The organism is Paenibacillus sp. Marseille-Q9583, assembly GCF_976954365.1.
Window position 1 is genome coordinate 15,667 of record NZ_CDRJTB010000081.1, and the last position, 12,377, is coordinate 28,043.

Annotated in this window: 8 protein-coding genes and 1 pseudogene; all 9 read right to left on the bottom strand. The window is 42.3% G+C overall.

The window, feature by feature from the left end:
- Window positions 1-318: 318 nt before the first annotated feature.
- On the bottom strand, window positions 319-2,646 hold the full coding sequence (locus ACWNM1_RS26480; RefSeq protein WP_449603299.1) for a serine hydrolase: 2,328 nt from the start codon (window positions 2,644-2,646) through the stop codon (window positions 319-321).
- Window positions 2,647-3,896: 1,250 nt separating this feature from the next.
- Entirely contained in the window at window positions 3,897-5,870 is a 1,974-nt protein-coding gene (locus tag ACWNM1_RS26485; protein ID WP_449603300.1) for an alpha/beta fold hydrolase, read from the bottom strand.
- A 60-nt stretch (window positions 5,871-5,930) separates the two neighbouring features.
- A complete protein-coding gene (locus tag ACWNM1_RS26490) occupies window positions 5,931-6,551 on the bottom strand; it encodes a TetR/AcrR family transcriptional regulator (protein ID WP_449603301.1) in 621 nt (206 codons plus the stop codon).
- Between the two features lie 1,312 nt (window positions 6,552-7,863).
- On the bottom strand, window positions 7,864-8,235 hold the full coding sequence (locus ACWNM1_RS26495) for a hypothetical protein (protein ID WP_449603302.1): 372 nt from the start codon (window positions 8,233-8,235) through the stop codon (window positions 7,864-7,866).
- A gap of 259 nt (window positions 8,236-8,494) precedes the next feature.
- Window positions 8,495-8,754 (bottom strand): annotated as a pseudogene (locus tag ACWNM1_RS26500) (RHS repeat-associated core domain-containing protein); the annotation flags it as partial.
- A 984-nt stretch (window positions 8,755-9,738) separates the two neighbouring features.
- Window positions 9,739-10,263: an RNA polymerase sporulation sigma factor SigK gene (sigK, locus tag ACWNM1_RS26505; protein WP_449603306.1), complete on the bottom strand. Its 525-nt coding sequence runs from the start codon at window positions 10,261-10,263 to the stop codon at window positions 9,739-9,741.
- Between the two features lie 188 nt (window positions 10,264-10,451).
- Complete coding sequence (locus ACWNM1_RS26510) at window positions 10,452-10,988, bottom strand: ATP-binding protein (RefSeq protein ID WP_449603303.1); 537 nt, start codon at window positions 10,986-10,988, stop codon at window positions 10,452-10,454.
- 21 nt (window positions 10,989-11,009) lie between these two features.
- Entirely contained in the window at window positions 11,010-11,381 is a 372-nt protein-coding gene (locus ACWNM1_RS26515; protein ID WP_449603304.1) for an ASCH domain-containing protein, read from the bottom strand.
- A partial coding sequence (locus tag ACWNM1_RS26520; protein WP_449603305.1) for an N-acetyltransferase occupies window positions 11,359-12,377 on the bottom strand: 1,019 nt, incomplete at its 5' end. The genes ACWNM1_RS26520 and ACWNM1_RS26515, both read right to left, overlap by 23 nt.

A 12,377-nucleotide genomic window follows, 5' to 3' on the forward strand; every position in this document is an offset into this window, starting at 1 on the left:
CTTTTTGCACGATTCCGTTATTCCGTCTAATTCTGTGTAGGGGAACTGTCCCGCTATGAACCACCCCCTCTCCAACACCGGTCCGCAAGCGAGTCCCCTTCCAGGAGCGGACTCCCTCCATCCATTACGCGCAGTTCCAGACGGTCGCGCCTCGCTTGTTCCCGGGAAGGAGGCTGTACGATTTCGAGCTGCTCTATTGCGCTACGAAGCGCCTTCCCCGGCTGCCATTCGCATCTATCCTCCCAATATTATCAGTGTTTTGCACGAAAATAAAAATAAGGAAACCACTCACGTGGCTTCCCCCTCATCCGGTTCGGTTTATTCATTCGGCATGAGCATCGCGAATAAGAGTGCCGCCATCTCTTGCTTGTTCAGAGCCCGCTTCGAACCATAATCGATCGTGCCATTCGATTCGGCTACTTCCGGCCCATGCAGCTTCCAGCTTACGATGGAACCGACCGCCTCGACCGCCCATTCCGACGTGCCGGGCGCAAGCGCGGCCGCGGCATCCGGCACCCGGATTCCATTGCCCGCCAGCAAACGGAAAGAAATAACGGCCGCTTCTTCGCGGCGGATCGGCCGGTTCGGCTCGAACAAGCCGTCACTCGTTCCATTTACCAAGCCGGACTCTAAGGCAGCTTGCACATCTCCTCGATAAGATGAGTCGTCCAAATCTTTGAACGAGGACGGATTTGAAGACGGTTGAATGCCCCATATCGCGTTAAAAGCATGGATAAAGGCTCCGCGAGAGACGAATTGCTGCGGCTCGAACGGCTTGGCAGAATCGTCCTTCAACAAACCGAGCGATTGCAGAGCAAAAATATAGGGGGCATAGGGATGATCCGCGGCGATGTCCGGAAAGCTTCTCTGAACCTCTTGCAATTTAACCGCATAGCTGAATAAATTCAAGTATTTTAAGTCCGTGATGCGGCCAGCGGCATCTTGCTTGAAGGCAAGTGGATTCCCCTGTTCGTCCTCGAATAATAGCTCGCCCGCCTGCTTCAACCGATGACGGCCGGTCATGTCTCTCACCGTCAGGATGCCGTCGCCGGCCGCCTCGACTTTGATCAGAAACTTAATCCGTAAATCGGAGTACAAGCCTTCGAACTTGGCAAGCGCTGCCTTCGACTGCGGCTTGAAGCCCTCCTGTTCAAATGTCGTTTGGCGGCCTGCATAATAATGATCCATGAATGCGGCAAACAGATCGTTTCGTAGATCGCCATTGGCGTTGTACGTGACGAAGACGCCTGTGCGGCGGTCGGGCAACAGCCACAACAGTGAACTGAAGCCCAGAATATCGCCGCCTTTGGAGATGACGCTCTCGCCGATCGTTTTGGCCGGCTCGACAGGCGATTCAAAGCCGTAGGTCATATCCGGAAATTCCGGATGGATGGCCTCATGATAGATTGTCATGGCCTTCGCCGATTCCGGCGAAAGGATCACCTTGCCGTCGGCCGTGCGCCCCCCGTTCAGAAAGGCTTGCATAAACAGCGCCATATCGGAGGCTGTCGATACCATGCTTCCCTCCGGCCACTCTCGCGGTGATAAATCGTACAGCGGGATCGCATCGTTTGCCGGGCCGTAAGAAGTCGCCAACCGTTCAGCCAGCTCTTTCGTCAAGGTGAAGCTGCTGGAGGTCATGCCCAGCGGCTCGAAGATATGCTGCCGCACATATCTTCCGAAGGGCTCTCCGCTTGCTTGCTGGACGATGTAGCCAAGCAGTCTCGACGCGAAATTATCGTACATATACGATGTGCCGGGCTCACGTATCACTGGCGGGAACACGTCGAAAATGCTTTCTTTCAACGAGACAGGCTTGATGGATGGATCGGTCACATAGCTGGCATCGGAGGGTTCTCGCGCCTCAAAGCCTGTTGTATGGGTGAGCAAATGTTCGATCGTGACGGGCGTATCGAACGGACTGGTTATCTTGTACCCGCCCAAGTACTTTTCAATATTGTCACGGAGCGAAATTTTCCCTTGTTCGACAAGCTGCATGGCGGCGACTGCCGTAAATACTTTGGAGACGGAAGCGATTCGGAAGGTGGTGCGGCTGTCGTCTACCGGTGACTTCGACGATTGATCGATGATGCCGTAGCCTTTTGAGACGAGCACTTTTCCATCCTGGACTACGGATACCGCGGCGGCACCTGCTTTTTGTTTAACTGCATCCTGAGCAAAGAAAGCATCGAGAAACGCCTCGACCTCCTTGGCATCCCGCGGTCCATTCGTATAAGCGCCCGTGACGGCACCGCCGGGTACCACAAGTTGGTTCGCGGCAGCAGGCGTATCCGCGGCAGGCTGCGCCTGCGCGTACGCGCCGGTTTCCCAGGTGAGACTCAGCGCCAGAAGAGCAGCCAGGATGCCATACCTGCGGCGAGTCCTTTTCATATTCTTGTTCAACATAAACCCTCTCCTTCGAAGTTGGAATGCCTGCACGAAACAAAAGCCGTTCATACAGGCATATTGTAAAATATCGTTCAGAGAGAGTCGTTTGATTGTGATGACAAACGGGCGATGGAAGATTACATTTTTGTCACGTTCGCAAGAATCTGCCATAAACTCAGCGGCTCGCTGATAGTACCCCATCACAAACTGCTCCGGTTTGCATTGCTTCTTACTTTTGTGGCGCTTAGACTTTTGCATACGCTACCCCCAAATAAATGAAGACACGTACCGAAACTAGGCATAATACAATTATTTATTACCTGCTTCACAGCAGACTCCTACTCTCAATTGCGAATTACCGCCATTCCTTACGCTTCAATTCCTGCGAAGGACAACTTCGTATGGGCCACAAAGGGGATCCTGTGAGCGGATAAAAATTTCGCCTTACTTATGTTACACTTAACTCCGATTTATCTTCACTGTGGGATACATCTGTTCCAAGCTCTCAGCCGCGTTAGATTCTATTGTGATTGTACTTACTATGCCTGAGTCTGAACCAGTTGATCTTCTAAACTACTGCGTCGCGCTCCCCACCTGCTGCTTCAAATAAATTGCTGAAATATAGTTTCGAACGGTTCCTTCCGACAGATGCAACTTCTAAGCAATGTGCTTGTTGCGCAGCCCTCTGATACTCTCTATAATAGTCCTTTTTCTAGTAAAGTTTTATTAACTGTTTGTCTCAAATTAGTCATGTATTTATTGCTCAGAATGATTAAAGAAAGCGCCGCAGGCTAAATACCAGCTTCTTTAAATATTATTTAAGATGTTTGACCAACCCAACTTCTGAGGGGGACAATTTTTATAGCACGTTCCCTCATGCACTTTCGTCCTCTTTAATGTAGGGTTTATCCATCATATGTCTACTTGTTGAATTGTTCATACATTTACCTCCAAGATCCCATCTATTAGCTAGTGACTTAAAAATATATTTTCATTATTTCCGTATTATTTTCACAACATTGCAACTCTTGTAGATACAAGTCTAGCGACAATTATAACTACTCCGTTTTTGCTAACGATCATTTTAGAGTTATCTATCTAGAAGCCCAGTTCCTTTCCCCATATTTTAATAGTAGCCATGTTACCTCCTAAAAACTAATATTCTTAGCCGATTGGTCTTAATAATACTGTATAAAAGTGAGGTTTGGTATTTGCATTCTCGTATGTCATAAGCCAATTATCAACATTTCTTTTAACCTCATCTGTAATATTGCAACGAAAAAGACCCTTAACTACAGAGAAAAACTCAGGGCATCTTTCACCGCTTCGTCCCCCTGCTGCGTCACTTTCTCTTGACGTACCCCGGTACGCCTGCGAAAAAGTTCCTGGCTTGGAACGTAATTTCGGCAAAATCTGCTCCTTTCAGAGTTCTAAGACACACCCTAATCGAACTTGACCCTTTCGACAGTATTCGCGGGGTTCCTGCACCGTAGAGAACTGGACTCGTCTCATCTCTTGGTATTGAACCACTCTACAAGAATCGCAGCCGTATCATTGGGCTGAAATACCGGAAAATAATGACCATAGGGTACATCTACGCATTTAACCTGTGGATCGATTTCCTCAGGATAGTGGTAATTCTCATCTTCTTTGCCCCAGACCACTACTGTCCTCTTTGCCTGATCAGCTTTACTCCACGTCCCCATCGATAACTTGTCTTGTACTCCTTTGCCCTTCCCGCTATGAATCCAGCGTAACAAATCGGTATGCGCACCCGCAATGCGTGGAGATTGCATACTGGACCTCACCTTTTCTGCAAATCTACTAATTACACGGTGATCCGTGTCACGGTTTGATTGAAGCATGCGATTCCAGCCAGCTTCGGATCGCCCGGCCAGAAGGGTACGCACGAAACCTCTTGGCATACGGGAAGCCATACGCAGAGCTGTCTGGTTAGAGTTATGACCTGCGGGCTGCAATAAACCAAGCTGAATATCGGTGCGTCCGCTCCTGATTGCCGCCGTAGCTGCAATTGCGCCCCCAACAGAGTGACCGATCAGCTTCATCGGGCCTTCCAACTCGCGAAGTGCGGTGAGTAGTTCATGCACCTGGCCTTCAAACGCTTCACTCTTCTGATGAACAGGTGACCGACCGAATCCGGCCAGATCGACAAGCCATACCGGGTTTCCTGTCAGTTCCCGAATTCGTTCTCCCAAAGGTAACATCTCATCGGCACAACTAAGCAAACCATGTACGATGATCCATGGCTCTCCTTCACCATCCCAACCAAGTGCAGCCAAATTTCCGATCCGTGATCGAGTACAACCGGCTGGCAAAGTCCCAGATGATGCATGACGGAGACGATAATCCAAGTCTGCTGTCACAAATGGAAGCTGTTCCCTGATATCAGGCCAGGATTGTCCCATACGTGTGAACAGAGCCTCCGTCTCTTCCACCGGAAATGTTCTGTTGGTAATAAAAGAAACCGATTCTGCTGGAACACCGCTGATCCGCGTACCGCCTGATTTCATCGCCCATTGAATCCATGTCAGTGGTACAGCCCATTTGGGCTTTGGAACATCCATTTGCTGTGACAGAAGATGTAGTAATTCCTTCATGCTAGGACTATCTTCTTTGCGCGCCAAAAGTGGATACGTCCCTCCCACTGGAGCTGTTTCTTTGGATAAAAAGACAAGGGTCTTTGCAACCACATCATTCTCCACAAGCGGCAACCAATACGATGAACCTCCCGGTACAACAGGCATGAATCGTTTCTGAATCGCCTGAATGAGCAGTCCGATACCACCCGTTTGCTCGGTTTCACCCGTGGGTCGCGGTCCCACGACTGTACTTGGATTGACAACAGACAATGGATACTGATTCGCCTCTGCATGTTTACGGATATACAGATCAGCGTGAAATTTCATTTCTTCATATGCACTTTCATGATTTTCTAGTTTGTTGACTTGAATGTATTCCCCCTTTTTGTCCCGTTGTCCATACGGGCTCATAAATCCAACAACATGGATAAAGTGTCTCAGTCCGCGTATACGATGGATCTCGCCAGCCAGTTCCGCCACTTCCTTCGCGCCGTTCATAAAAATCTGTTCTGCTTCTTTACGCTCCAGAGTAACATCCATCGTGCCGCCAGCATGAATGATGACGTCTGCTTCGAGAACAAGCTGCCGATCAGTCAATACAAGGCCGAGACCTGGTTTGGACAAATCGCCGTGGATAAATGTAATTCGGTCGAAGTTCTTCACTCCGTAAGCTTGCAGCACAACTCTGGCTCTTGGTTCGGAACGAACAAGCAACAACAATTTTGTGTCCCCAGCCGCGAGTTGTTTTACTGTTTCCTTACCGATAAAGCCTGTACTGCCTGTCATGAAAATGATTGCTGGTTCAATTACCCTCTTGTTAATAACCTGCTTTATGTCCCTAGTGTGCTCCGTATTTGTTTCACGAGTAGTATGAACATTCATTGTGCATTCGCCCCTTATAGTACTATGAAGTACTAATTATATTCAAAAAAACAGCTTCGTTTACCGAAGCATCTGACAAAAAGTACGTGCTGATTGTTCAATAAGTCCTGTATCACGCGCGGTCTCCGCAAGAACAAGAGAACCTTCCATTGCCGCAATAAATAATGCTGCTGCTGGCCCCGGCTCGATTCCTTTACGAAACTCCCCACCATCCAGCCCCTGTTGGAACAATTTCTCCATCATCGGCTGCAACTCACGAAAGAAACGGGATATGCTTTCTTTTACTTCCGGTGCACTGGCTGGTGTCTGCATATACAGTGTAATAAACGGACAACTTCCTTCATAATCCCGACCCTCTATGCCTGCGGACAGTAGCGCCATAAACGAATAGATGCGTTCTGTTACCTCTCGTTCACGCTGACTGAGCAGCAAGTAAAGATCTGATTCATACTGGGCGATCCAGTACTGCACCACAGCCTGAAGTAATTCCTCCTTGTTTTTAAAATGGTAATAAATATTCGACTTGGATACTCCGCTAACCCGTACTACCTCATCCATACTAACGTAGCTGTACCCCTGACGCAGAAATAACTGTGCAGCCACTTCAACTGCCTTGGTCCGGTTAACCGGATTGGAACTCTTAGATTTAGCAGATCCATTGTTCAATTTTTTATTTGTCATATATAGAACTATATAGTACTAATCAAATAAAAACAAGCATTTTGTTAATCAAAAGATCCTCTTTCACCTCAACTCCCTCCTACTTGTCCGCATATAGTATTAACGCTGTGTTAAATACGTCCTGGAATTATTAAACCGCTTCGGGTTATCCACATTCCAGAGATATTCACGAGGTTATTGGATCGGAGTTCTAAGACACGCCCTAAAAACATTCGGAATAGATAACCACTTTTCGCCGGACTTTATTCACAACCTCACATAGTTCTCGCAGCCTTTGAATGATCATTATCAAAATATGCCGCATACTCTCATCCAAGTATAACGAAGTGGTGTGATAATATGTTTGATCCCACTTATTAAGAACATCCGTCCTAACCACATCATTACTAAATTCCATTTTTTTCTAGAGTATTTTCAGCTCGGTCATATGAAAAGTAGTAGTTTCCTTGACTCGAAAAAAATATACTAGTCTTCCATTAGATTTTGATAATTTGATTTCTTAACTGGAGCCGCGCTGGCTCTCTGATTGGAGTAACTGAAATTGAATACTTAGTATTAAAACAGCCAAAATTATAACCTTCAGAGTTCTCTTCATTTAAATCCCCTTTAGTCTTCTCACACTACTTATTAACTTAAATAGAATATTATACGGAATGTGATAAGGATTCTGTTAAAATAGGCAGTGGAAATTGTGCCATAGCTTATCCGTAGACCACTCTATTAATCGTTGTTGTATAAGTACAACCTCTTGTGAATTGTGATAAGCATTAGGGAGAAGGCTGGCCTGAAACGAATCCCTCCTAGATATGTAAACTGGCACATGAGCAGATTCTTTTCACACTAATCATCGTTCCATATGTCCAGATAGTTACGGAGCAAAATGTTAATTTCTTGCCTAACCCTACAGCGTGGTAATCGGACTATGTATCTTTATAGTTGCAAAAACTTCTTTTTCGCCTTCACTTATGGATCAGAAGTGAAAGATCATTTCGATTATTTGCAATTTCATTTTAATTCGGGAAAACCGTGGGAAAGCGAAGATACGTTATTTGAAGCCAAACACGGTGCTATCTGATGATTCTGAGGTATAAAGGGGCAGGAGAGTTGTTTTCTGAAAGGTGATAACTTTAAGTACCAGAACACACTCGTGCGTACATTCATCTTTGGGCAAAAATTCATACGTAGCTTATGAGGGTTAAGTTTATTTGAACACAGCCGCCAAATTCATTAGGCACTGGGTGGGTTATCACAAAAAAGACAAGAAAAAAACATATGGAGGTAGTGACTCCCATGTAGCTTATCTGAACTAATGTTATTCTAGCAACTCATTATTTAACATATTAATTTCTTCTAGGAATTGATTGATACGACTCATATCCACTACTTTTTTTTCAATAGATACTACATATAATAACTTCAACCAAAATGCATCTTCATTAGCATAATCCTCAATGGCTTGTTGGATATTCTCGTGTGTCAATGATCTAACAATAATGTCTGGTTGAGAAGCTGAAATAAAATTCACATTTTCTTCATTCATTTGTTGTAATAAATTTAAAGGTGTGCTGACTACGACAGTTATATTCGTTCCATCTTCAAGTTCAATAAATACATCAATGTTATCATTCTCTATATCACTGATTTTTGATAAAGGAGTTGGATAACTTATTTTCACAACATTCATAGTGTCCTCCTTATTTCCCGTAGACTTTACACAAAATATTAATCACTGTTTGTTCGTTTGCCTTATTTGCCTTTGCTAAAATCTGCATTTCTCCATTATCCATTCTATAAAATACTCTTGCTCCCTCCTTCCCTCTCAAGTAATTTATCTCGCTAGTCAAACTTTTACTCCCAATTCCTGGATTGACATTCCCTTTTAGAAATTTTGCTTTCCTTCTTTAATTGCAAGGTCAAGATAGGTATTAACCTCTATTTACTTTATGACCCGTAGGATCATTATATATTAGCGGATTATTATGCACATACGTATACAAATTCAAACTCAGCGGATTATCAATCTGCCCCTCATACGTATCCTCATTTAAAAACCGCCCTAAACTAGGATCATAATACCGTGCCCGCAGATAGTAAGCCCTGTTTCCTCATCTTAGATCTCACCAGCGTACTTGAAGGAATTCAGCGTTCCCTCCATCTGGTTGGTGACATTAGCGTAGAAGTTTACGATGGCTCCACTCTTATCCACCCTTATAAATCAAGGATGCCGAGGAAGGGGTCGAACCCGTATGATGGTCACCTATCGCAGGATTTTAAGTTCTGTGCGTCAACGTATCTTAACTTTTAACCTGTCTTATCGATGAATACTGCTTGGCCTATTTCTTTGATGGAAAACACGATCAGCAACTCTGATCGGGCTAAAATAAACCAACCTCAAGGGCGGCTTCAAAAGATAGTTGTCTTTGCACTTGCCTTTATATATATGTCTACCTTCTCTTTATTTATCTTTAATAATATGATTTTTCCGACTATTTAAATCTCCTATGAAGATTTGGGTCAGACGGGTCATTTTTTCGGTTAACTGCTTTATTAATTAAATCAATTTCCTTAGCAAAATCTTAAGAATTGAGTCGAAATCCCAACGTCCTCTTTAGCGGTCTATAGTATTTGATTAGTATCTGTTTAGCTTGAACTTCCTCATAACCAAGAAGACTAAGTTCACGAATGACTTCTTTAATATAGGGTCTATCCATCATATGTCTGCTTTTCGAATTGACCATGCTAATTAACTCCATTTCTTTTCCTTAATCTACTCATTGGTCTTTAATTTAGCTTAATGTAAATCTTCACTTAAAATATTCTTCTGAACACCACTTTATTTTTATTTCTTACTTTTCTCATGAATTTTTTTTAACTGGTTTAGAACAAAAATTCGTTGAACTATATCTTCAGCTATAAAAAACTGTCTCTTAAAATAATTAAGTTGCTTCTGATATGGACCTTGGTACTTTTCATTGTTCTCATATACATGTAACAATTGAATTTGGAGATCATAAATTTCTTTGTATGTCATAATAACACCCCTCAGCAGTTAAAAAGTTAATTTTCTAAATATGCTTTTTTTATGTTCATTTATCCCAACGACTTGAATTAACAAAAAAGCAACTCCCCTGTTGGCAAGTCGCTTTTAAAACACTCTATAATCAATCTTTAGTTATTATCTAAGTCCCTACCGCTTCGCCTTATAAAACTCATGATACAACTTCATGAGTGCCCGCTTCTCAATCCGCGACACATAACTCCGCGAGATCCCAAGCTCCTTCGCAATCTCCCGCTGCGTCCGCTCTTCCCCACCTGTATCTAGCCCAAATCGCCCAACGACAACCTCTTTTTCCCTATCATCCAGAATATCAAGATTACGATAAATCTTGATATTCTCGATCTTCAAATCCACTTCTTTAATAACATCATCCGCTTCCGAGCCCAGGATATCGATGAGTGTAATTTCATTACCTTCCTTGTCTGTCCCTATCGGGTCGTGCAGGGATACGTCTTTGTGAGTTTTCTTTAACGAACGTAGGTGCATCAGAATTTCATTTTCAATACAACGAGCCGCAAATGTGGCCAGTTTTGTCCCTTTGTTCGGACGATAGCTCTCGATGGCTTTAATCAAGCCAATGGTGCCTATGGAGATTAAATCCTCCATATCTTCTCCGGTGTTATCGAATTTCTTGAGGTTATGATCACGTATGATGTTAAGATATTTTCACTAAAGAACTAAAGAAGTGAACTGTTCATTTTTATCATTTGCAGTTCAATCACTTCTACCAAACAGGAAGATAGGCAACACATAATAAATTTTTTTAATAATACGCAATTAAAACAATCTCACTATTGTAACCACTACTATCTTAGTCCCTAAGAATTCAGCATCTTTTTATCTTATAACTCAACAATAGTGTTTATAAACTTATCTAGCCCGACATTGTTTTCATCACTAGAATAAATGTACAGGGGAACATTCAATAAATTAGAAATCTCTTCAGAATATTTCTTCTCTTCTTCTTGAAGCTTCCCGATAAAATTTAAATCAAAGGCACTCACGTTATCTCTTTGTTGTAACCGTTGATAAACAATATGGGGGTTTTCCATTAATAGAATAATACCGACAGGTGACAATTTTCGAAAAGTTACATCCGGCAATCTAATTATTTCACTGGACTGGTTAACTATGCAGAAATGACCATCTAGAAGCATAACCTCATTGTTGAGATTTAAACCAGCGATTGCAGATATGAGGAAATCTTGGTTCTCTTTTATCTCTCCTACACGTTTAGACTGATTAAATGTTTTATGTTTTACTTTAGCAATGAGTTGACTAGCTGAGTAATGAGAAAATTGATATTGTTGTTTTAGAGAATTACATAAATACGTTTTGCCCACTCCATGAACACCGCTCACAAATATAATTTTACTCATTTCCCCGTACACTCCTCTTTACTAAGATATATAACAAAATGATTGTGGAGCATGGAAGGATTCAAACTCCAATTTAGGATCTATTGGTTTTTCATAACGCACGGGGTTAATTATTTTTATTGCATATCCCTCAAGCCTATTTGCAAAATACTTTTTAAAAAATGAATTACTGACTCCAGCATACTCTTTCGTCTCGCTCCAAATTATCTCAGGACTGTTATATAAAATAGTGTCTATTTTAAATTCACCAACGATTAAACCCTCGGGCATAGTTGAGTATACTACGATAGTATCTATATTTTTCTTGAATATGGCTTTGCGGTATTCATACTTTTTTTCTCCACTGAATATTTTTTCTACATATTCCGGTTTAATCGACAACAAGACTTTCATATACATCACCTTTAATAAGTATTTTTTCAAACTCTTGATCCGAAAGAGATATGCATCCCCAATAAGCCTTTTCATTTAAACCTACTTCTTCAACCAATCTCTTTCTATTCAACCTTTTTCTAAATGCAATATTATATGTCATCTTAATTACATAAACGGGACCTTTTTTATTCCAATACTCTAATAATTCTGCATCAGTAAAAACCGAATAACTTCTACAATACTTCATGAATTTTTCAAAACTTTTAAACTCACGAGGACTTTTCATTTCTTCAACTACACATATTGACGTTGCGACAGATGTATACCATGCAGAACCTTGTTCAGCTTTGGTTCTGTATATTACCATTAAATCTCCCTTAGTAACAGAAGCTAGTCCGCTCATTGATGAAATATACACTTTGTGTATACTATTCGTATGTGAAACATCTTTTATGATATCAAAACTCTCATTATTCAAAATGGAATCAGGAAAAAGCTTTGTATGATAGTTAGGCTTAATCGCCAATAAATGCTTACTTCTCCCTCTTGATCTAACTAACGGGTAATCATGAAGGATGTTGTTAGTTTTATTCTTTAAATCTTTAGTAAAGACTGACTCTTCACCTGCCGCGGATACTTTTATACCGGTTTCTATGAATCCGTATTTCACAAAAGTTTCTACCAATTTTTCATGCTTTTTAAAAACTGTAACATAGATTTTTTTAATATCTTTTACAATAGCATAGTCAAGTATTTTTTTTATGAACCGCTCTCCGAGCCGAGTTCCATGGGGATTAACCTTCATTGTTCCTACTTTCAGCCACAATCCGTCCTCTAGCGCAGGCTGAACATCATTTACCGGACCTTCTTCTGTTTTCATGTATAAAAAAGCTTCTAAATTGTCTGATTGATTATAAAAAACTTGTGCTTCTTCATCTCCCTTCCTCTTAAACCATAGTTCAAATCCAGGGTAGTCCTCTTTTAACGTATCAAAAAAAGGATCGTCTAAATTAA

Excerpts from the sequence above, each read along its gene's own strand:
- ACWNM1_RS26495 (WP_449603302.1), bottom strand. The coding sequence starts at position 8,235 with ATGAATGTTGTGAAAATAAGTTATCCAACTCCTTTATCAAAAATCAGT.
- ACWNM1_RS26480 (WP_449603299.1), bottom strand. The coding sequence starts at position 2,646 with ATGCAAAAGTCTAAGCGCCACAAAAGTAAGAAGCAATGCAAACCGGAG.
- ACWNM1_RS26490 (WP_449603301.1), bottom strand. The coding sequence starts at position 6,551 with ATGACAAATAAAAAATTGAACAATGGATCTGCTAAATCTAAGAGTTCC.
- ACWNM1_RS26485 (WP_449603300.1), bottom strand. The coding sequence starts at position 5,870 with ATGAATGTTCATACTACTCGTGAAACAAATACGGAGCACACTAGGGAC.
- ACWNM1_RS26510 (WP_449603303.1), bottom strand. The coding sequence starts at position 10,988 with ATGAGTAAAATTATATTTGTGAGCGGTGTTCATGGAGTGGGCAAAACG.
- ACWNM1_RS26515 (WP_449603304.1), bottom strand. The coding sequence starts at position 11,381 with ATGAAAGTCTTGTTGTCGATTAAACCGGAATATGTAGAAAAAATATTC.